At 75.7% G+C, this 19,578-nt stretch carries 21 protein-coding genes; 5 read left to right on the plus strand and 16 right to left on the minus strand.

Annotated features, from left to right (window positions below; all coding sequences use genetic code 11):
- Positions 1–22: 22 nt before the first annotated feature.
- The 5 genes from Sya03_RS07900 to Sya03_RS07920 form a co-directional block, all read right to left on the minus strand.
- Positions 23–931: a septum formation family protein gene (locus Sya03_RS07900; RefSeq protein ID WP_203937529.1), complete on the minus strand. Its 909-nt coding sequence runs from the start codon at positions 929–931 to the stop codon at positions 23–25.
- Between the two features lie 76 nt (positions 932–1,007).
- Complete coding sequence (gene panD, locus Sya03_RS07905) at positions 1,008–1,436, minus strand: aspartate 1-decarboxylase (protein WP_203937530.1); 429 nt, start codon at positions 1,434–1,436, stop codon at positions 1,008–1,010.
- Positions 1,437–1,447: 11 nt separating this feature from the next.
- Positions 1,448–2,275 (minus strand): pantoate--beta-alanine ligase, encoded by an 828-nt coding sequence (gene panC / locus Sya03_RS07910; protein ID WP_203937531.1) that lies wholly within the window; start codon positions 2,273–2,275, stop codon positions 1,448–1,450.
- A complete protein-coding gene (locus Sya03_RS07915) occupies positions 2,272–3,018 on the minus strand; it encodes a Rossmann-like and DUF2520 domain-containing protein (RefSeq protein ID WP_203937532.1) in 747 nt (248 codons plus the stop codon). Before Sya03_RS07915 ends, panC begins: the two co-directional genes overlap by 4 nt.
- A gap of 87 nt (positions 3,019–3,105) precedes the next feature.
- Entirely contained in the window at positions 3,106–4,290 is a 1,185-nt protein-coding gene (locus tag Sya03_RS07920; protein WP_203937533.1) for a phytase, read from the minus strand.
- Positions 4,291–4,356: 66 nt separating this feature from the next.
- On the opposite strand from Sya03_RS07920, the gene Sya03_RS07925 reads away from it, so the two are divergent.
- Both Sya03_RS07925 and Sya03_RS07930 read left to right on the plus strand, forming a co-directional pair.
- Complete coding sequence (locus tag Sya03_RS07925; protein ID WP_203937655.1) at positions 4,357–5,319, plus strand: SAM-dependent methyltransferase; 963 nt, start codon at positions 4,357–4,359, stop codon at positions 5,317–5,319.
- Positions 5,307–6,458, plus strand: a complete 1,152-nt coding sequence (locus tag Sya03_RS07930) for an NADH-quinone oxidoreductase subunit D (RefSeq protein WP_203937534.1) — start codon at positions 5,307–5,309, stop codon at positions 6,456–6,458. The genes Sya03_RS07925 and Sya03_RS07930 overlap by 13 nt, the downstream gene beginning before the upstream one ends.
- Positions 6,459–6,462: 4 nt before the next feature.
- Here Sya03_RS07930 and Sya03_RS07935 read toward each other — a convergent pair whose 3' ends face one another.
- The 4 genes from Sya03_RS07935 to Sya03_RS07950 all read right to left on the minus strand — a co-directional run bounded on the left by Sya03_RS07935 (position 6,463) and on the right by Sya03_RS07950 (position 11,150).
- Positions 6,463–8,514 carry a hypothetical protein gene (locus Sya03_RS07935; RefSeq protein ID WP_203937535.1) on the minus strand — a complete coding sequence of 684 codons (2,052 nt, stop codon included), beginning with the start codon at positions 8,512–8,514 and terminating at the stop codon, positions 6,463–6,465.
- A gap of 78 nt (positions 8,515–8,592) precedes the next feature.
- Positions 8,593–9,588 carry a glycine betaine ABC transporter substrate-binding protein gene (locus Sya03_RS07940; protein WP_239107193.1) on the minus strand — a complete coding sequence of 332 codons (996 nt, stop codon included), beginning with the start codon at positions 9,586–9,588 and terminating at the stop codon, positions 8,593–8,595.
- Between the two features lie 162 nt (positions 9,589–9,750).
- On the minus strand, positions 9,751–10,467 hold the full coding sequence (locus Sya03_RS07945) for an ABC transporter permease (RefSeq protein WP_203937537.1): 717 nt from the start codon (positions 10,465–10,467) through the stop codon (positions 9,751–9,753).
- Entirely contained in the window at positions 10,464–11,150 is a 687-nt protein-coding gene (locus Sya03_RS07950; protein ID WP_203937538.1) for an ABC transporter permease, read from the minus strand. The genes Sya03_RS07945 and Sya03_RS07950 overlap by 4 nt, the downstream gene beginning before the upstream one ends.
- A 2-nt stretch (positions 11,151–11,152) precedes the next feature.
- Here Sya03_RS07950 and Sya03_RS07955 point away from each other — a divergent pair, with 2 nt between their 5' ends.
- Entirely contained in the window at positions 11,153–12,160 is a 1,008-nt protein-coding gene (locus Sya03_RS07955; protein ID WP_203937539.1) for an ABC transporter ATP-binding protein, read from the plus strand.
- Between the two features lie 130 nt (positions 12,161–12,290).
- Here Sya03_RS07955 and Sya03_RS07960 read toward each other — a convergent pair whose 3' ends face one another.
- The 7 genes from Sya03_RS07960 to folP form a co-directional block, all read right to left on the minus strand.
- Complete coding sequence (locus tag Sya03_RS07960; protein WP_203937540.1) at positions 12,291–12,785, minus strand: hypothetical protein; 495 nt, start codon at positions 12,783–12,785, stop codon at positions 12,291–12,293.
- A gap of 65 nt (positions 12,786–12,850) precedes the next feature.
- Entirely contained in the window at positions 12,851–13,144 is a 294-nt protein-coding gene (locus tag Sya03_RS07965) for a hypothetical protein (RefSeq protein WP_239107194.1), read from the minus strand.
- 41 nt (positions 13,145–13,185) lie between these two features.
- Entirely contained in the window at positions 13,186–14,487 is a 1,302-nt protein-coding gene (locus Sya03_RS07970; RefSeq protein WP_203937542.1) for an ABC transporter permease, read from the minus strand.
- 125 nt (positions 14,488–14,612) lie between these two features.
- The gene (locus tag Sya03_RS07975) at positions 14,613–15,104 is read right to left on the minus strand and encodes a DUF3180 domain-containing protein (protein ID WP_239107195.1); all 492 of its coding nucleotides are present in this window, start codon (positions 15,102–15,104) and stop codon (positions 14,613–14,615) included.
- A gap of 1 nt (position 15,105) precedes the next feature.
- Positions 15,106–15,627: a 2-amino-4-hydroxy-6-hydroxymethyldihydropteridine diphosphokinase gene (folK, locus tag Sya03_RS07980; RefSeq protein WP_203937543.1), complete on the minus strand. Its 522-nt coding sequence runs from the start codon at positions 15,625–15,627 to the stop codon at positions 15,106–15,108.
- Positions 15,624–15,986, minus strand: coding sequence for a dihydroneopterin aldolase (folB, locus tag Sya03_RS07985; RefSeq protein ID WP_203937544.1), 363 nt, complete (start codon positions 15,984–15,986; stop codon positions 15,624–15,626). The genes folK and folB overlap by 4 nt, the downstream gene beginning before the upstream one ends.
- Positions 15,979–16,788, minus strand: a complete 810-nt coding sequence (folP, locus tag Sya03_RS07990) for a dihydropteroate synthase (protein ID WP_203937657.1) — start codon at positions 16,786–16,788, stop codon at positions 15,979–15,981. The genes folB and folP overlap by 8 nt, the downstream gene beginning before the upstream one ends.
- Before the next feature lie 293 nt (positions 16,789–17,081).
- On the opposite strand from folP, the gene Sya03_RS07995 reads away from it, so the two are divergent.
- The gene (locus Sya03_RS07995; protein WP_203937545.1) at positions 17,082–17,366 is read left to right on the plus strand and encodes a hypothetical protein; all 285 of its coding nucleotides are present in this window, start codon (positions 17,082–17,084) and stop codon (positions 17,364–17,366) included.
- 14 nt (positions 17,367–17,380) lie between these two features.
- Entirely contained in the window at positions 17,381–17,743 is a 363-nt protein-coding gene (locus Sya03_RS08000) for a hypothetical protein (RefSeq protein ID WP_203937546.1), read from the plus strand.
- The last annotated feature ends 1,835 nt before the right edge of the window (positions 17,744–19,578 follow it).

Consider the following 19,578-nt stretch of genomic DNA (forward strand, 5'->3'; position numbering starts at 1 on the left):
GTGTCCCGAAACGTGTGCGTCATTACTCGTACTGGATGGGCAGGGCCTTGTCGCCGCCGCCCTTGACGGACGCGGTCAGGTCGGCGCCCGCCACCCACAGGTAGCAGCGCACGCCGCGGTCGCCGTCGGCCCAGACGTCCTCGCCGCCGGGCAGCGACACGACGCCCGTGCGGAACTCCAGGTTCTTGTCGTTGGGCACGCCCGCGTAGGCGGCGATGAGCCCGCGGCACCCGGCGTGGAACGGCGCCCACTGCGTGCCTCCCGTGGGGTACGGCAGCTCGCCGGCCTTCCACACCCCCACGAACTCGGCGTTGTGGCTGGTGGTGCAGGAGCGGGCGGGCATGGTGTCGATGGCCCCGGCGGCGTCGAGCTGCACCGCGTAGCAGGTCAGCCGCAGCGGCGACGCCTGGTCGGTGAGCGCGCTGCGCAGGGTGCCGGTGCGGTTGACCAGGTCGCCGTCGTCCTCGATCGACGACACCTCGACCAGGTCGCAGCGGTACCAGCGGGCGCCGCCGGTCCACGCGGCCGGCGACGGCTGCACGACCCCGAGCCACAGCCGGGCGGTGCGCCAGTCGCCGCCGACGTGGGCCACGGCCTTGGCGTCGCAGTCGGTGTACGCGGCCTTCGCGCCGGGGCTGCCCTGGGCGGGCGGGGCGGCGGCCGTGGCGGGGGCGCCGGTGAACGTGCCGACGGCGACGGTCTCGGTGCGGTGCGGCTCGTCGCAGTCGACCTGCTCGTAGGCGTCGCGGAAGCCGACGTCGCTGAACGCGGCGGCGTGGCAGGTGTCGGCGGGCGGCACGAAGCCGGTGGGCGCGGCGACGGCCGGCCAGTTGTCGGTGAGGTCGCCGTCGACGCCGCCCGGGGCACCGCAGCCGGTCATCAGGGCGGCCGTCAGGACGGCCGCCACGGCCGCCGCGCCGGTCCGCCGCATGACCGCACCCCCGAGCGGCTAGATGTCCGTTATGTCGAATATACGACGCGGCGGACGCCCGGCACCTCGGAAACCGTCAGACCCCCGCGACGGTCAGGTCGCCCCGGACCAGGTCACCGGCCATGCCGGGCACCGCACCGGCCGGGTCGGTGCCCAGCTCGATGACCCGGTTGTCCGCGTCGACGTGCACCACCGCCGGCTTGTACGCCCGCGCCTCGGCCGTGTCCATCTGCGCGTACGAGATGAGGATGACCAGGTCGCCCGGGTGCACCAGGTGCGCGGCGGCGCCGTTGATGCCGATGACGCCGGAGCCGCGCTCACCCGGGATCACGTACGTCTCCAGCCGGGCGCCGTTCGTCACGTCGACGATGGCCACCTGCTCGCCCGGGATCAGGTCGGCCGCGTCCAGCAGGTCCTGGTCGACGGTGACCGAGCCGACGTAGTGCAGGTCGGCCTGCGTGACGGTGGCCCGGTGGATCTTCGACTTCAGCATGGTGCGCAACATGGCGAACTCCTTCAGGCCAGCTCGAGCGGCAGGTTGTCGATGAGGCGGGTGGTGCCGACCCGGGCGGCGACCAGGATCCGGGCCTTGCCGGCCCGCGGGGCGGGCCCCAGGTCGGGGTCGGTCAGCACGAGGTAGTCCAGCTCGGCCCCGCCGCCCTCGGCGAAGCGCTTGTGCGCGGCGGCCAGCGCGGCCTCCGGGCCCTCGCCGCCCGCGGCGGCCGCCGCCCGCAGCGCCGCCGACAGGGTCAGCGCGGCGCGCCGCTCGGCGGCGTCCAGGTAGCGGTTGCGGCTGGACAGCGCCAGCCCGTCCGGCTCCCGCACGGTCGGCACCCCGACGATCTCCACGCCCAGCTCCAGGTCGCGGACCATCCGGCGGACCATCGCCAGCTGCTGGTAGTCCTTCTCGCCGAAGTACGCCAGGTCGGCGCGGGTCAGGTTGAGCAGCTTCAGCACCACCGTCAGCACGCCGTGGAAGAAGCCGGGGCGACTGGCGCCCTCCAGGATCTCGCCCAGCGGGCCGGGCACCACGCTGACCTGCGGGTCACCCTCGGGGTACATCTCCTCGCGGGCGGGCGCGAACACCAGGTCGACCCCCTCCGCCTCGCAGATGTCCAGGTCCGCGGCGAACGTGCGCGGGTACCGGTCGAAGTCCTCGTTCGGACCGAACTGCAGCGGGTTGACGAAGATCGTGGCGATCACGTGGTCGGCGTGCCGGCGGGCGGCGCGCAGCAGCTCGCGGTGGCCCTCGTGCAGGGCGCCCATCGTCATGACGACCGCCACCGCGCCCGTCCAGTCGGCGCGGTGCTCCCGCAGGTCTTCGCGCGTGTCGAGGACGATCATGCGAGCACAGCCTCCATGGTCGTGATCCTGCCCGCCCGCTCGGCGGTGCGGCGGGCCAGCGCGCGGTACGCGGGCGTCAGGTCGGCGGGCAGCGCCGCCAGGTGCCGGGCGACCGTGCCGGCGTCGCCCCGGGCGACCGGCCCGGTCAGCGCGCGGTCGCCCACGGCCAGCACGTTGTCCAGCGCCGCGGTCAGCAGCGGGCGCAGCACGGCGGCCGGGTCGCCGACGCCCGCGGCGCGCAGCGCGTCCGCGGCGTCGTTGACGAGCGTGACCAGGTGGTTCGCGCCGTGCGCCAGCGCCGCGTGGTAGAGCGGGCGGGCCTCGTCGGCGATCCACTCCGGCACGCCGCCCAGGTCGGCGACCAGCCGGGCGGCCAGGTCGCGATCGCGGTCGCGGGCCGTCACGCCCCACCGGATGCCGCGCAGCCGCGCGACGTCCGCCGGTGTGCCGGTGAAGGTCATCGCCGGGTGCAGCGCCAGCCCCACGCCGTCCTTGAGCCCGTGCGCGCCCGAGGTGTGCGCCACCGCCCGGCCCGCGCGCGGCGCCAGGTCCGCGACGACCGCGTCGAGGGCGTCGTCGGGGACGGCGATCAGCAGCAGGTCGGCCTCGGCGGCCAGCACGGCGGCCCGGCCCGCGCGGCCGGAGGCGGCCACGACGTGGTGCCCGGCGGCCGCCAGGGCGGCGCCGAGCGCGGACCCGACGCGGCCCGCGCCGAGCACCGCGACGCGCAGCGGTGCGCTCATGGTCTGATCCAGTCCTCAGAACGTAGGTACCGGTCGACCGCAAGTATGCGCCCTGGACCTTGGCCCGCTACGGGACTGTGAACTGCTTCACGCCCGCCACAGGAAGCCCGCGTCGACGAACTCGAAGTTGGTCGCCGGGCGGTCGCCGTCCGGCGTCTCCCGCCCGTCGTGCACCACCAGCAGGCCGCCCGGGAAGCCCGGCAGCGGGGTCGCCGTCACGGCCGCGCCGTCGCACTCCTGCGAGCCGTCCGCCCGCGCGCCCGCCACCACCGCGAACCGCCCCAGCGGCCGGTTCGAGCGCCGGTCGTACGTGTAGAAGGTGTCGTCGCCCTGGCTGGACACCACGAGCGTGTTCCGGGCGATCGTCAGCCCCTCGACGTCCGCGGCGATCCGGCCGCCGAAGCCGGGGTCGCGGGAGTGGTCGACGACGCACTCCTCGGTCGCCTCGTCGTAGGCGGCCGGGACGCCGAACTCGCGGACCCGCTCCACGCTCGCCGGCCGCCCCGCGAACCGGCCGCGCGCCACCGGCACCCGCCACAGGCCCACGTCCTCCTGCGCCAGGTACGCCACCCCGCGCGCCGCGTCCACCACCGTGCCCTCGACCTGCGGGCCGTCGCCCGGGTCCGCGCACGGCGCCCAGGCCGTGCCGTCGGGCAGCCGGAACGTGGCCGGCAGCGTCAGCCCGTCCACCTTCCGGTAGGTCACCGCGCGGCCGCGGTCCAGGATCTCGAAGATGCCCACCTCGGGGGTGCTGCGGCGGCTCACCACCGCGTACAGGCGACGGCCGTCGCGCCACAGGCCCAGCCCGTACGCCGTGCGCTGCAGCGCCACCTCCGCCTCGTCCGCGCTGAACGCGAACGGCACGCCCGCGGCCGTCACGTCGGCCAGCCGCGACGTCGCCCGGTCGATCCGGTAGAACCGCAGCTGGTCGCGGCCCCGGTCGGTGACCACCGCCAGGTCGCCCGCCAGGTCCACGTTGTTGAACCGGCCGCCCGGCGGCACCGCGACCGCCTGCGTCTCCCGCCCGGCCAGGTCGTACACCCGCAGGCCGCCGTTCTTCGCCGTCGCCAGCACCCGGCTGCGCCGCCGGTCGCCCGGGTGCACCCAGATCGCCGGGTCGTCGGCGTCGGCGTCGCCGCCCGCCTCGTCGTCGTACAGGGCGGGCGTCTCCACCCGCGCCGTGACCTCGGTGATCCGCCCGCCGGCGGCCACCGCCGGGGTCGCGGTCACCAGCAGCAGGGGTACGGCCAGCAGCACGGTCAGTCGTCGCATGCCCCGCACCGTAGGGTGTGCCCGGTGACGGCGGCTGAACGTGACGTGAACGGGTGGCGGGCCGCGATGGACGCGGCGCTCTACGGCCCCGGCGGCTTCTTCGTCGGCCCGGCCGGACCCCGCGACCACTTCCGCACGAGCGTCCACGCGTCGCCGCTGTTCGCCGGCGCGATCCTGCGGCTGCTGCACGCCGTCGACGCCGCCCTCGGCCACCCCCGCCCCTTCGACGTCGTCGACGTCGGCGCCGGCCGCGGCGAACTGCTCGCCGCGCTCGCCGGCCACCTGCCCGACCCGCGCTTCAGGTTCACCGCCGTCGAACGGGCGCCCCGCCCCGCCGGCCTCGACCCCCGCGTCGGCTGGGCCGCCGAGCCGCCGCCCGGGCGCACCGGCCTGCTGCTCGCCACCGAGTGGCTCGACAACGTGCCGCTCGACGTGGCCGCCGTCGCCGCCGACGGCACCGTCCACCTCGTCGGCGTCGCCCCCGACGGCACCGAGCGCCCCGCCGGGCCGCCGTCGGCCGCCGACCTGGCCTGGCTGCGCGACTGGTGGCCCCTCGACGGCGCCCCGCCCGGCGCCCGCGCCGAGATCGGCCACCCCCGCGACGCCGCCTGGGCCGCCGCCGTCGCCACCCTCGACCGCGGCGCCGCCCTCGCCGTCGACTACGGACACCACCGCGACACCCGCCCCCGGGCCGGCACCCTCACCGGCTACCGCGCCGGCCGGCAGGTGCCGCCCGTGCCCGACGGCGGCGCCGACCTCACCGCCCACGTCGCCGTCGACGCCGTCGCCGCCGCGGCCGGGCACCCGTACACCCTGCTCACGCAGCGCGAGGCGCTGCGGGCCCTCGGCGTCGACGGCGCCCGGCCACCCCTGGCCCTGGCCTCCACGGACCCGGCCGCCTACCTGCGCGCCCTCGCCGCCGCGGGCGCCGGCGCCGAACTCACCGACCCGGCCGGCCTCGGCGGGCACTGGTGGCTGCTGCACGGCGTCGGCGTCGACCCGGGCCGCGCACTACGATGCGCAGGGTGAGCGACCTCCGGGAGATGACCGTCGGCACCGGCGCCGGCCTCGACACGGCCGACATGGTGCTGAACATCGGCCCGCAACACCCCTCCACCCACGGCGTGCTGCGCCTCAAGCTCATTCTCGACGGCGAACGCGTCGTCGCCTGCGAACCCATCGTCGGCTACATGCACCGCGGCGCCGAGAAACTGTTCGAGGTCCGCGACTACCGGCAGATCATCGTGCTCGCCAACCGGCACGACTGGCTGAGCGCCTTCTCCAACGAGCTCGGCGTCGTCCTCGCCGTCGAACGGCTCATGGGCATGGAGGTCCCCGAGCGGGCCGTGTGGCTGCGCACCGCCCTCGCCGAACTCAACCGGGTCCTCAACCACCTGATGTTCCTCGGCTCGTACCCGCTGGAGATCGGCGCCATCACGCCCATGTTCTACGCGTTCCGCGAGCGCGAGACCCTCCAGGCCGTCATGGAGGAGGTGTCCGGCGGCAGAATCCACTACATGTTCAACCGGGTCGGCGGCCTCAAGGAGGAGGTGCCGGCCGGCTGGACCCGCCGCGCCCGCGAGGCCATCGACCTCGTCCGCCGCCGCCTGCCCGACCTCGACAACCTCATCCGCCGCAACGAGATCTTCCTCGCCCGCACCGTCGGCGTCGGCGTCCTCACCGCCGAACAGGCCGCCGCGTACGGCGCCTCCGGCCCCGTCGCCCGCGCCAGCGGCCTCGACATGGACCTGCGCCGCGACGAGCCCTACCTCGCGTACGGCGAACTCGACGTCCCCGTCGTCACCCGCACCACCGGCGACTGCCACGCCCGCTTCGAGGTCCTCCTCGACCAGGTGTACGCGTCCCTCGACCTGGCCGCCCAGTGCCTCGACCGCGTGGACACCATCGGCGGGCCCGTCAACGTCCGCCTGCCCAAGGTCGTCAAGGCGCCCGAGGGCCACACGTACGCCTGGACCGAGAACCCGCTCGGCCTCAACGGCTACTACCTGGTGTCGCGCGGCGAGAAGACCCCGTGGCGGATGAAACTGCGCACCGCCTCCTACGCGAACGTCCAGGCCCTGGCGACCCTCATCCCCGGCTGCCTCGTGCCGGACCTCATCGCCATCCTGGGCTCGATGTTCTTCGTCGTCGGCGACATCGACAAGTAACCGCTCACCGCCCCGGGAACGGGTCGTGCCCGTCCGCGTCGTCACCCGACGTCCACCATGCCAGGTCGTCGTACCCCGCCTGGGTGTCGGCCATGGTGCGGGGCGGGGGCTGCTTGCGGGCGGCGAGCCGGTCCTTGAGCGAGTCCTTGAGGGCGTCCTTGAGCGACTCCTTCTCCGGCCCCTTCGGCCTCGGCGCCGGCTCGGCGTCGCCGCCCGCCGGCGGGGCGGCCGGCACCCGCGCGGCCCCGGCCGGCTGCACCGGCGGCCTCGCCGCACCGCGCGGGGCCTCCGCCGGCGGCCTCGCGGCGCCGCGCGGGGTCTCTGCTTGCGCCGCGCCGCGCGGGGCCTCCATGGGCGGCCTCGCGGCGCCGCGCGGGGTCTCCAGCTGCGTCGCGCCGTGCGGGCCCTCCATCGGCGGCCTTGCGGCACGGCGTGGGGTCTCCACCGGGCCGGAGCGCTGGCCGGGGCCGGGTGAGCCGGGCGCGGGCACCTGCGCCGCACCCGCAGGACGGACCCCGGGCACGGCCGCCGCGGCCCGCGGCACCGGCGCCGCGCCCTGCGGCACACCTGTGGCGCCCTGCGGGGCCGGTCGCGGCGCGGGCGGCGGCTCCACCGGCGCTGACCGCGGCGGGGGCACGTTCCTGACCTGCGCCGTCTGCCGCACCGGCCCGGCCGCGGCAGTACCGCCGTAGACCCGCGGGCCCGGCGGCGGAAGCTCGTCGTGATCGGCCGCACCACCCCGGCGGCGCACCTCGCCCGCCGGCCCGGCGCCGGGCTCGTCGGGGGCCGCCCGGCGGCCACCGGTTCGCGCCTGCCCGGCGGCGCCGTCGTCGTCCGGCGCGGCCCGGCGCCCGCCCGGTCGCACCTCGCCGGTCCCCCACGGCGGGTCCTCGCGGGACGGCTCCACCAGGTCGGGCTCGGCCGCGCGACGGCCCGGCGCCGTCGCGGGGCGCCGGCCCACGGCGATCTGGGCGGACGCCCCACGCCCGCTGGGCGCGGGCTCCTCACCGTGCCGGCCCTCGGCCGACCGCCGACCCGCCCGGCGCGCCGACGGCGCGTCGTCGCCGACCAGGTCCTCCAGCCCGGCGGGGCTCTCCCAGTACCGGACCTCGGCGGCGTCACCGTCGTGCCGGCGGCGCAGCACGTCACCGGACCGGTCACCGGGCAGCTCGCCGGACCGGTCCACGTACCGTTCCGCGGTCCGGTGCCCGGTCCGGTCGTCGGCGGACCGCCCGGCGTGCCGGCCGCCCACCTCCCCGGCCGCCGCCTCACCGCGGCCTGCGGCCCGGTCCGCGGCCCGCTCCCCGGCGTGGTCGGCGGCCCAGCTCCCGGCACGGTCCGCGGTCCGGCCCCCGGCACGGTCCGCCGCGCGGTGCAGCCGAGCCACCTCCTGCAGCTCCGCGACCGTCATCCCGGTCGAGGTGTTGGAGAGGGCGTGCGCCCCGCGCCGCCGCGGCGCGTCAGGCTCAGCGTCCTGCGGGCCCGCGGCCGAGGGCGGCACGACCGCCGCCCGAGGCGGCACGACGGCCGCGGACCGAGCCGCCACGGGCGCGGCGCCCGCCCGGCCCCCGGCCGGAAGCGACGGCGACAGCGTGGGCGACAGCGGCGGTGGGGAAAGCGCCGGAGGCCCGGCCGGGGGCGGCGCAACAGGCGGCGCCGGCGGCCCGACGGGCGGGCGCTGCGCCGCCGGGGGGCGCGCGTTCTGGGCGAGCTGCACGGCGACCAGGCGGCGGTGCAGTTCTTCGAGGCGTTCCTCGAGGTCGGCGCGGGTGGCGTGGTCCGCGGCGGCGATGTCGGCGCCGACCGCCGCGCGCACGGCGTCGGTCTGGCGGGCGAGGAGGTCTTCGGCGTCGAGGCGGGGCAGCACCGGGTCGGTGCGGATGAGCTGGGACGCTCCGATGAGGACGATCGCGGCCGCCAGCAGCAGCACCGACAGGCGGGTGGCGTCGGCGGCCAGGAGCAGCACGGCGAGCGGGGCGAGGGACACGCCCGTCCACAGCAGGGCGGCGGGCAGGCGGGTCGGCCGTGGCGCGTCGGAACTGTCCACATCGGGCATGGGCGCAGATGCTACCCAGCCGTGATCTTCGGCGGAAAGGGCTCGCGCGCGCCGCCGTGACGCGCGCGAGCCCGATCGTCAGCTGGCGGCGAGGGCGCTGTCGGAGGAGAAGACGAGCCCGACGCTGACGGTGCCGGTGCGCAGGCCGTTCTTGGTCTGCGGGCCGCCCGCGTCCAGCGAGCTGAACGAGCCGGCCTGGAAGTTGTAGACCTTGATCAGGCCCGCCTGGCACTGCGGGCGCTGCGGGCACTCCGGCGGGCCGGCGAGCACGGTGGCGGAGCCGGAGCACTTGGCGGCCAGGTCGGACAGCGTCTTGACGCCGTACTTCTCGGCGAAGGCGGTGGTGACGGCGAACGCGTTCTGGTCCTGCGCCGCCGACGGGACGCCGAAGACGATGTTGTACTTCTCGCCGAGCGGCTTGAGCGCGGCCATCGTCTTGTCGATGTCGGGTGCGGCGGCGGGCGCGGCGCCCTCGCCGTTGGCCTTGCCGTTGAGGAACTCGGCCATGGTCGCCGCGTACTCCGGGACGACCTGGATCTCGCCCTTCTCCAGGGCGGGCTGGTAGAGCTCGCGGTTGCCGATCTGCTGCACCTTCACGGTGTAGCCGGCGGCGGTCAGCGCGATCTTGTAGAGCTCGCCGAGGATCTGGTTCTCGCTGAAGTTGGCGGCGCCGATCGTGATGGCGCCGCCGGCGCCCTTGGCGATGCCGGCGGTGACGTTGTTCGCGGTGGCGAACTCCTGCGCGGCGACGGCCGGGGTCTTGCGGTCGGTGTCGACGGCCTTGTTGAGGCCGATCAGCTTCGGGGTGTCGAGCGACGCGGCGACCTTGTCGAGCGCGGCGACGACGTCGGGCTTGGCCGCGTCCTTGTTGATGGCCGCGACGATGTTGTCGGTGTTCTGCAGGGCCTTGTCGTCGGTGAGGGCGACCAGCCCGTCGCCGGCGACGGGGGCGCAACCGGCGCCGGCCGCGGCGCTGGCCGGGGCCTCCGTGCCGGACGAGCCGGCCTCGCCGCACGCGGTGAGCGCGACGAGGGCGGTGAGCGAGGTGAGGACGAGGGCAGGGTAACGACGCATGCTGCCGCCTTCTGTGTCCCGGCGCGTCCCCTGCCCAGGGGGCGGCCGCGTGTCCGACGGGCAGCTGTCATGCAGCGCCCGTGGCGGGCGACCGGCTGTGGCGCCCACCATCGCCGACCATAGACCCGCCCACCGACACTTCCGCAACCGTTGCGTCGATGGTCACGCCCCGGCGGTGACCGCCGGCCGCCGCCGCGGCGCGGTGGCGCGCAGCGCGCGCGGGGTCGCCAGGCGCTGCACGACCGCGAGGACCGCCTCGACGAGCAGGGCGAGCACGGCCACGGCGAGACCGCCGGCGACGATCTGGCCGGCGCCGCCGTTGCTGATGCCGATGCCGAACCCGGCGGCGATGATCTGGCCGAGCCCGCCGCCGTTGACGAACGACGCCAGCGCGGCCGTCGCCACCACCTGCACGCTGGCCGTCCGCAGGCCCGCCGCCAGGTACGGGACGGCCAGGGGCAGCTCGACCCGGCGCAGGATCTGCCCACCGGACAGGCCCATGCCGCGGGCCGCCTCGATGGTCTCGCGGTCGATCTGGCGCACCCCGGTGTACGCGTTGGCCAGCAGCGGCGGCACCGCGAACACGGCGAGCGCGATGACCACGGGCGGCTTGCCGAAGCCGATGGGGGTGAGCGGCAGGATGGTCAGCAGCGCGACGGTGGGGACGGCGAGGGTGAGGTTCGACACGGTGACGATCACGGCGCCGCCGCGGCCGCGGTGCCCGAGCAGCACGCCGACCGGCCAGCCGACGAGGCAGCCGACCAGCACGGCGAGGGCGGAGATGAGCAGGTGCTCGCCGAGCCGGTCGAGGACGCCGCCGGGGTTCGTCCAGTTCAGCGGGTCGTTGAGCCAGAGCAGGCCCTCGTTCAGGTAGTTCACGCGCGTACCCTCCGCTGCCACGGGGTGAGCAGCCGGCCGACACCGGCCAGCAGCAGGTCGAGCACGAGGGCCAGGCCCACGCAGAGGATCGTGCCCGTCATGATCTCGGCCCGGTAAAAGTTGTTCCGGAACCCGCCGAGGATGAGGTCGCCGAGGCCGCCCTGGCCGATGAGCGCGCCCACGGTGACGAGCGCGACGGTCGACACGGTGGCCAGCCGCACGCCGGTGATGATGCCGGGCAGCGCCAGCGGCAGCTCGACCCGCCACAGCCGGCCGAACCGGCTGTAACCCATGCCCTGCGCGGCCTCCCGGGCCTCGGGAGGCACCTGTTCCAGCCCGGCGAGCGTGTTCCTGATTATCATCAGCAGGGCGTACAGGACCAGAGCGATCAGCACCGCCGCCCGGGTCGTCACCCCCACCAGGGGCGCCACGAACGCCAGCAGCGCCAGCGACGGAATCGTGTAGAGCACACCCGAGAGTGCAAGAATCGGCCCGGTGAGCGGGCGCACCCAGTACGCCAGCACCGCCAGCGGGAGCGCGACGAGCACGGCCAACCCGACCGCCTGCGCGGTCACCTCCGCGTGGAACGACAGCGCGGACAGGATGGTCTCGCGGTTGTCGTTCACGTAACGCCAGGAGAACCACGGGTTGCCCGGCCCGTCCGGGACCGCCAGGAGGGACATACGTGGACGCTACCGTGAACGGGTCCGCCGGACAGGGCAGGACGGCCTCGAGCATCAGGCTCGACGGGGTGAGCAAGGTCTACGGCGACGGCACCGTCGCGGTGGGCGGCCTGACCCTCGACGTGCCGGCCGGCGAGCTGGTGGTGCTCATCGGCCCCTCGGGGTGCGGCAAGTCCACCGTCCTGCGCATGATCAACCGGCTCATCCAGCCCACCCAGGGCCGCATCCTCATCGACGGCGACGACGTCACCGACGTCGACCCGGTCGAGCTGCGCCGCCGGATCGGGTACGTGATCCAGAACGTGGGCCTGTTCCCGCACCAGTCCATCCGGGCGAACGTGGGCACGGTGCCGCGACTGCTGGGCTGGAAGAAGGACCGGGTCCGCCGCCGCGCCGACGAGCTGCTGGAGCTGGTCGGCCTCGACCCGGCCCGGTTCGGCAAGCGGTACCCGCACGAGCTGTCGGGCGGCCAGCGGCAGCGCGCCGGGGTGGCCCGCGCGCTGGCCGCCGACCCGTCGGTGCTGCTGATGGACGAGCCGTTCTCGGCGGTCGACCCCATCGTGCGCGGCAAGCTGCAGGAGGAGTTCCTGCGCCTGCAGGCCGCCGTCGGCAAGACGATCGTGCTGGTCACCCACGACATCGACGAGGCGGTCAAGCTGGGCGACCGCATCGCGGTGCTGTCCGAGGGCGGCAAGCTGGAGCAGTACGCCCCGCCGGGCGAGCTGCTCGCCGAGCCGGCGTCGGACATGGTCCGCGACTTCGTCGGCGCCGACCGCGGCGTCCGCCGGCTCGCCGTCACCCCGCTGAGCACCGTCATGCGCAAGGTGGGCCCCGGCCACGACACGGCGGGCCTGCCGTCGGTGCCGGACACCGGCACGCTGTACGACGCGCTGGCCGCCATGCTGACCGCGGACGCCCTGCACGTGGCCGTCCGCAACCGCGACCGGGTGGTGGGCACGGTGTCCCGCTCGGCCATCTTCGAGGCGCCGGCGGACGCGATCGCGCGCTAGGACACCGAGAACCGGCCCCTCGCACCGATGGCAGAAGGTGCGCGAGGGGCCGGTCTCTTCGATGCCGCACCGGCGGTGTGGGTCCGGTGCGGCCGGGCGCCCGGTGGGGGGTTCCGGGCGCCGAGGGGGGTCAGCTGCGGGTGCCGCGCCACCCGCCCAGCGTGGCCAGGCCGATGATCCAGCCCACGAACAGGCCGTACGTGGCGCCCTCGCCGGCGGCCCGGAACGCGCCGAGCAGCGTGGGGTCGCGCAGGATCAGCGCGGCGATCAGCGCGGCGAAGCCGCCCGCGAAGACGTACGACGCCCAGCCGGCGAAGAACTGGCTGAGGGTGCCGCGGGCGCGGGCGAGCTGCGAGCCGGGCAGCATGTAGAGGAACAGGAACGTGAGCGCGACGACCAGGATGGCGCGCAGGTCGGTGGAGAGCACGTTCTGGATCGAGTCGTCGGAGTCGAAGCGCCAGCGCGGCCACGCGAGCAGGCGCAGCCACCAGCCTCCGGCGGTCTCGGGGTTGGTGTTGTCCGTGGCCCAGTCGGCGTACCAGGGGGAGCCGAAGACCAGGACCAGGATCAGTGCGGCGAGCGTGCCCGCACCGGGGGCGGTCTTGTAGCGGTTGGTGAGAGCCATGAAACCGGTTTTTCCCAGCTACGGCGACTCTCCAAACGCGACACCCAGAGCGACGTCGGCGCTACTCAGCCGTGCTTCTGCAGGTAGTCGATGAAGGCGGCGCGGAGCAGGGGCTCGGACTCGCCGTAGCCGTGGCCGGTGAGCTGGCGCCACAGGGCGACGGCCTCGTCAACGGTCACGCCCAGCGTGTTCGGGGCGCCGTCGAGGGCCTCCGCCTCGTCCGAGTTCGGCAGGTGCCGCAGGACGTTCCAGTAGAAGCCGAGGTCCCGTTCGCGGCGGGCGACCGCGAAGGCGCGCTCGCGCAGCTCCTCCGTCGAGAGGGCGTCGAGGGCGGCCAGGTCGGTCGGGTGGTCGGTCATGACCGCGAGCATATCCGGGCGGCAACCGCCCGAAACGGCGATCAGCGGGCGTTCGTGCCCCACCGGTCGTCCCACCGATCGGCGCGGCCGCCGGACGGCTGGGCCGGGGCGGCCGTCGACCAGGTGTCGGGCATGGCGGGCGACCAGCTGGCCGTGGTGCCGGTGGTGGCCTGCCAGTCGTCGTCGTCACCCGGGGCGGGCAGCGGGCGGCCGTACGTCTCGACGAGGCGGGTGACGACGAGCCCGGCGCCGAGGGCCGCGGCGGCGATGGCGAACAGGGCGATGTCGAGGTCGCGGCGGGCCGCGTAGTCGAGGAAGACGGTGAGGATGACGACGGCGAACAGGGTGCCGAAGATGCCGCCGCGGCGGCCGTACGCGCTGGTGCCGGCGATGAGGGCGGCGCCGACGGCGATGCCCGTCCACTCCAGGCCGGTGCGGGGCGCGACCGGGCCGGTGGCGTTCGCGGCGAACAGCACGCCGGCGCCGACCGCCATCACCGACGACAGCACCAGCGACGTGATGACCGGCAGGGCGGCGGCGCCGCCGGGGCGCACGGCCGGGTCGCCGGTGGGACGCAGCCGGCCGAGCCAGCGCCGGACGCCGGGCAGGACGCCGAGCAGACCGCCGCCGAGGGCGAGCACGGCGAACCCGGCGAAGACGAAGTAGGCGCGGTTGCTGGGGTCGAAGTCGCCCTGCACGTTCACCGGCGCGACACGCAGCTGGTTGTACGTGACGACGGCGAGCGCACCGCCGAGCGTGGCGACCCAGCCGGGGACGTGGAACGCGACGACGATCAGCGCGATGACGACGGCGCCGACGACGGCCACGGCCACGGCCTGCCCGGCGGCGGGGACGACGCCGCGGTCGCCGTTCTCGGCGAAGTGCAGGGCGGCGGCGATGGCGATGGGCCCGACGGCCAGGTTGGGCACGCCGGCCCGCAGGGTGAGGCCGGCGGCGAGGGCGAGCAGGCCGATCGCGGCGCCGGACAGGAGCAGCGTGTCGAGCGCGTCGCCCTTGAGGGCGTCGGCGTCCTCGCGCCACAGCAGGTAGCCCATCGCGGCGGCGCCGAGCAGGAGGACGACCTCCCAGCCGAGGTGGATGCCGATGCGGTCGCGGCCGTCGGCGGGGTCGGGTCCGGCGAGGGCGCCGCGCCGGGACGCGTTCTCGTCGAGGTCCTCGGTGGCGCCGAACTCGGTCTGGGCGTAGTCGACCGGCGGTTGGTAGTCCTGGGTGCTGCGGCGGGCCCGGTAGTCCGGGCTGGCGAAGGTGCCGGTGCGGTATCCGCCGCCGTCGCCGTCGCCGGTCGACGTGTGCCGGCGGTAGCTCGGCTCGTCGTACGCCATCGCGCGCCTCCTCTGGCTGGTCGAGGCACGGCTACGTCGCCGGTCCGACCGCTGGTCGCAACCTACCGGCGGCCGGGCGTGTCGTCACCCCCGTCCGGAAATACGCAGCCGGCGGGGGCACCGGTTCAGGGGCGCCCGGGCGCGTCCTCGTCCTCGGGGCGGTCCGGGACCCGGCAGGCGCGCTCCAGCCAGAGCGCGGCGCCGACGAGCGCCAGGGACGCGGCGAGGGCGGCGGCCGCGGCGGGCACGTCGTCGCGGGCCGCCACGGTGGGTTCGAGCACCAGCCAGCCCAGCAGGCCGGCGGAGAAGCCGGCGAAGATCGCCCCGGCCAGCGACGACGCCCGCGCCAGCACCGCGTAGCGGGCGACCGCGAGCGGGTCGACCTTGGGCTGGCCGGGGCGGCGCTCGATGCGGGCCCGGGTGTTCTGCGCGAGGATGCCCTCGACCACCGCGAGGGCCGCCACGGTGAGCGTGGGCAGCCACGGCAGCGCGGGCATCCGCCCGTACAGGGTGCTCAGCAGCAGCCACCCGGCGGCGGCCGCGGCGAGGCCGGCCACGACGAGCAGGGACGGGCGCGTCGGCCCGATGCTCGGGTCGCGGACCGGCTGGTTGCTCACGCTACGACTCTAGTGCGAGATCGGGTCGCGGGCGCACGCCGGGAAGGTCGGCGAGGACCGCCTCGGTGTTCATCAGGTCGGTCAGCCAGCCGTGCCCGGGCAGCTGCCCGTACGGCATGATGTCGATCCACGGCCGCAGCACGAAGGCCCGCAGGTGCGCGCGCGGGTGCGGCAGCGTCAGGTCCTCGTCGTCCGACACGATCGGCTCGCCGTCGTCGGTCCAGGCCGCGATCACGTCGACGTCGAGGGTGCGCGGGCCGAACCGGCGCCGCGGGTCGCGTTCGCGCCCGGCCGCGGCCTCCAGCCGCTGCGCGCGCCGCAGCCAGTCCCGCGGGGCCGCCGCCGGGTCCGCGACCAGCACGGCGGCGTTGAGGTACGCGGGCTGCGCGGCGTCGCCCCACGGCGGCGTCTCGTACACCCCGGAAACCACCAGCAGGTACGGGTCCAGCGCGGCGACCGCCGCCCGCAGGTGCGCCTCGCGGTCGCCGAGGTTGCCGCCGAGCGACAGGACGGCCCGGGTCATCCGCGCTCCCGCCGCACGGTGACGGAGACGTCGGCGAACGTCAGCGGGATCGGCGCCTGCGGCTTGTGCACGGTGACGGTGGCGGCGGCGACCCGGCCGTCGCGCAGGCACACCGCGGCGAGCCGGGCGGCCAGCGTCTCGATGAGGTTGACCGGCTCGCCCGCGACGACGGCGGCGAGGTCGTCGGCCAGCTCGCCGTAGTGCACGGTGTCCGACACGTCGTCGCTGGCTGCGGCCGGCGCCAGGTCCAGCTCCAGCGCCACGTCCACGACGAAGTCCTGGCCGCGCTCGCGCTCGAAGTCGAAGACGCCGTGGTAGCCGCGGACCGTCAGCCCGGTCAGCGTGATCACGTCAGGCACGCGTACCCCCGATCGCCGGGCTGCCGGAGGCGCGCCACACGGCGAGGGCGTCCGCCGTACCCCGGACGTCGTGGACCCGGACCCCCCACGCGCCCGCCGCGGCCGCGAGCACGCTGGTCGCGACGGTCGCGGCCTCGCGGCCGTCGACCGGCCGCGGCGTGCCGTCGGGCCCGGCCAGCAGACTGCCCAGGTACGACTTGCGGCTGGCCGCGAACAGCAGCGGGTAGCCCAGGCCGATCAGCCGGTCGAGGTGCCGGGTCAGCTCCCAGTTGTGCTCGGCGGTCTTCGCGAACCCGAGCCCCGGGTCGATCACCAGCTGCTCGTCGGACACGCCGGCCTTGAGCGCGTCGTCGACCCGCTGGGCCAGCTCGGCGCGCACCTCGGCGACGACGTCGCCGTAGACGGCCAGCTTCTTCATCTGCCGGGAGTGCCCGCGCCAGTGCATCAGCACCCACGGGCAGCCCGCGTCGGCGACCACCCGGGCCATGTCGGGGTCGGCCAGACCGCCGGACACGTCGTTGACGACGACGGCGCCCGCCTCCAGCGCGGCGGCGGCCACCCGCGCCCGGGTGGTGTCGATGCTCAGCGGCACCCCGGCCAGCTCCCGGATGACCGGCACCACGCGGGCGATCTCGGTGTCGGCGTCGACCCGGTCGGCGCCCGGCCGGGTGCTCTCGCCGCCCACGTCGACGAGGTCGGCGCCGTCGGCGCGCATCAGGTGCGCGTGGGCGACGGCGTCGTCCACGCCCGCCCAGCGGCCACCGTCGGAGAACGAGTCGGGGGTGACGTTCAGCACCCCCATGACGACCGTCCGGTCGCGGGTCAGCAGGTCTGCGGGCTCGGGCACCCCCTGACGGTACCGACGGCCCGGCCGGGCCCGCGGGCGGACGTGGGGTTCGTACGTGTGTTCTAATACCGTGACAATGTTTCACTCACGCGTGCACCTTGGGTAACGAATCAGGCAGCTTGTTAGTCGACAGGACGGCCCGTACGCTTCGGACTTGGGCATCATTGAGGAGCCGGAAGATCGCAGATGGGTTCAGGTAGGACAGGGGCGCCCTTTCGAGGTCACCAGCGCACCCAGGAGGTTTACCAGTGATCGCCACAGAGCTCATCGCCAGCACGCTGGCGCAGTCGAGCGTGCTCGCGGCGGAGCCCACCGGGATCAACACCGAGGGTGTCGTCACCTTCTTCGCCAGCAACATCGCGCCGATCCTGCTCGCGGTGCTCGGCGTCATCTTCATCGGGCGAGCCAGCCGCGGTGAGATCTCGAAGGTGCTGACAAGCTCCGCCATCGCCATCGTCGGCCTGGCGTTCATCGCCGGCGCCGCGACGCTGTTCTTCGTCGGGGATTACCTCATCGATCTGATCTTCCAGTAGGCCGCGGCGGGACCATGCGGCTACGCACCGACGACGACATCTACCGGGCCCGCCTGGTCTACCTCGGGCCGCCCGGCTACACCCTTCCGATCCACCTGCCGTACGCCCAGTACGGCATGTTCATCCTGCTCGTCCCGTTCTACATCTTCCTGCACTGGTTGATCACCTTCAGCATCGACCCGTTCCCCGCCTGGGAGATCGCCCTGGCGATGGTCACCACCTCGTACGTCTTCCGCCACGTCGACCCCGATCGGCCCGCGCGCAAGGTGATCCACACCGCGCTGACCGACTGGCGCCGCACCCGCGAGCCCGCCGTCGAGCAGCGCGACCCCAAACTCGTCGCGACGCGCATCCGGGTACGGGAGGAGCTGGTATGACCGAGAACTCCAGCCGCACGACCCTGGGCAGGGCGGCGGCATGACGGGTCCACACCAGCCGGACGACACCCGTTCGGCGGGACGCGCGCCGGGCGTGCAGAGTAACGGTGTGCATTCGGAGCGCTACCCAGAGCCAGAGACCGAGCTTGTCACCAGCCCGGACCACGGCACCGTGGGCTACTTCCAGGCCCCCCAACCGGCCCGCGGCCGCACCGGCGGCCCGGCCGCACCCCGCCGCGCGCCGGACAACCTGGACATCGACAGCCCGTTCCTCGACCTGTTCAGCCCGCCCCCCACCTCGGCGCCGCCGGCCCAGACCGGCGCCACCGACTTCGACACCCCCAGCGGCCCGGCCGACCTCCCCGGCCACGCCCCCGCTGCAGTGCCTGCCCCGCTGCCCGCCCCGCCGTCATCCGCAGGGGGGATCTTCGGCGCCCGCCAGACCCCCGGCGGCATCTTCGGCCACCGCCCGTCGACCACCCCGGCCGCCGAGCCCCCGGCCGCGGAGGGCATCTTCCGCGGCCGCACCCCGGAATTCGGCACCCCGCCCCGCCCCGGCCCCGCGCCCGATCGCACCGGGTCTGCCGGCGGCGACAGCCCGGTCCCGGCGCGAGGGCTTCAGCGCACCCGGCCCGGGACGGGACGGCTGCTGTCCGAACTGAGCGGGCTGGCCCCGGACCGCCGCACCACCGGCCCAGCCACCACGAACGGCAACGGGCACGGCGCCGCTCCTGAGACGCGGTCCACGGACGACAGCGGCCGCACGGCCGGGTCCCACGCCGCCGACCGGGCCAACGGCCAGATCGTCGAGCCGGCCGAGGGCCAGGCGCCGGGCCGGGCCGCGGACGAGGCTGCGGAGCAGCCTGCCGGCCAGGCCTCCGAACAGCCTGCCGGCCACGCCTCCGGGCACCCCGGCGGCCAGGTCGCGGAGCACCCTGCCGACCAGGTCGCGGACCACCCCGGCCACCACGCCTCCGAGCAGGCCGGCGGCCAGGCTGCCGAGCAGCCCGGCGGCCATGGCGCGCTGGTTTCGGACCACTCCGGCGGGCAGGCCGCGGAAGCGGCCGCCCAGGTCGTCGAGCGGCCCGCGGACCAGGTCGGCGAGGGACACGCCGCGGCGCCGCATGCGGCTTCCTCCACCGACCACTCCGCCGCGCAGGCGGACTCCGCTTCCGCTCTTCCGCTGCCCGCGGGCAGCGTCGGGCACGACGGCACCGAGCAGAACGGCGCGAGCCGCCGCGAGGGCGTCGAGGGTGTCGAGGCGGGAGTGGGTCAGCCGGGCCCGCAGGTCTGGGCTGAGCGCGCGGAGGGGCCCGAGGGCCCCTCTTCCGCGCCGCCCGCGGGCGCGCGGCCCGCCGCACCCACGGCCGCGCCTACCGCGCAGCCCGCCTCACCCACGGCCGCGCCTACCGCGCAGCCCGCCTGGCCCTCGGCCGCGCCTGGCGCGCAGGTGGCCTCGGCCGCGCCCGCCGCGCAGTCCACGTCGCCATCGGCCGCCCCCACCGCGCAGCCGGCGCAGCCCGCCGCCCCCACCGCCGATGAGCGCGGCGGGACCGGGTCCGGGCTCGACTGGGATGACGACGACGACCTGCTCGCGGTGCTCGACGTGACGCGGCCGCTGCCGCCGCGGCAGGCCGCCGCCGACGGTGAGGCCGCCGTGCACGCCGCGCCCGGGGCCCGGGCCGCCGCCGGGCAGCCGGGGCTGGAGGCTCTGGCGCCGCGTACCCGGGTCGCCGACACCGGGCAGTGGCCTGTCGCCGTACCCCCGCAGCAGCCCGGCCACGACGAGGCGCACGCCCTCGTGGTGCGGGAGGACACGCTGCCGGTGGAGAACC

The organism is Spirilliplanes yamanashiensis, assembly GCF_016863475.1.
Taxonomy (GTDB): Bacteria; Actinomycetota; Actinomycetes; order Mycobacteriales; family Micromonosporaceae; genus Spirilliplanes; species Spirilliplanes yamanashiensis.

Coding starts and splice junctions, on each gene's coding strand:
- Sya03_RS07925 (WP_203937655.1), top strand. CDS start 4,357: ATGGACGCGGCGCTCTACGGCCCCGGCGGCTTCTTCGTCGGCCCGGCC.
- Sya03_RS07965 (WP_239107194.1), bottom strand. CDS start 13,144: ATGACCGACCACCCGACCGACCTGGCCGCCCTCGACGCCCTCTCGACG.
- Sya03_RS07915 (WP_203937532.1), bottom strand. CDS start 3,018: ATGAGCGCACCGCTGCGCGTCGCGGTGCTCGGCGCGGGCCGCGTCGGG.
- Sya03_RS07920 (WP_203937533.1), bottom strand. CDS start 4,290: ATGCGACGACTGACCGTGCTGCTGGCCGTACCCCTGCTGCTGGTGACC.
- folK (WP_203937543.1), bottom strand. CDS start 15,627: ATGACCCGGGCCGTCCTGTCGCTCGGCGGCAACCTCGGCGACCGCGAG.
- Sya03_RS07900 (WP_203937529.1), bottom strand. CDS start 931: ATGCGGCGGACCGGCGCGGCGGCCGTGGCGGCCGTCCTGACGGCCGCC.
- Sya03_RS07970 (WP_203937542.1), bottom strand. CDS start 14,487: ATGGCGTACGACGAGCCGAGCTACCGCCGGCACACGTCGACCGGCGAC.
- Sya03_RS07940 (WP_239107193.1), bottom strand. CDS start 9,588: ATGCGTCGTTACCCTGCCCTCGTCCTCACCTCGCTCACCGCCCTCGTC.
- Sya03_RS08000 (WP_203937546.1), top strand. CDS start 17,381: ATGCGGCTACGCACCGACGACGACATCTACCGGGCCCGCCTGGTCTAC.
- Sya03_RS07950 (WP_203937538.1), bottom strand. CDS start 11,150: ATGTCCCTCCTGGCGGTCCCGGACGGGCCGGGCAACCCGTGGTTCTCC.
- panD (WP_203937530.1), bottom strand. CDS start 1,436: ATGTTGCGCACCATGCTGAAGTCGAAGATCCACCGGGCCACCGTCACG.
- Sya03_RS07930 (WP_203937534.1), top strand. CDS start 5,307: ATGCGCAGGGTGAGCGACCTCCGGGAGATGACCGTCGGCACCGGCGCC.
- Sya03_RS07960 (WP_203937540.1), bottom strand. CDS start 12,785: ATGGCTCTCACCAACCGCTACAAGACCGCCCCCGGTGCGGGCACGCTC.
- Sya03_RS07935 (WP_203937535.1), bottom strand. CDS start 8,514: ATGCCCGATGTGGACAGTTCCGACGCGCCACGGCCGACCCGCCTGCCC.
- folP (WP_203937657.1), bottom strand. CDS start 16,788: ATGGGGGTGCTGAACGTCACCCCCGACTCGTTCTCCGACGGTGGCCGC.
- panC (WP_203937531.1), bottom strand. CDS start 2,275: ATGATCGTCCTCGACACGCGCGAAGACCTGCGGGAGCACCGCGCCGAC.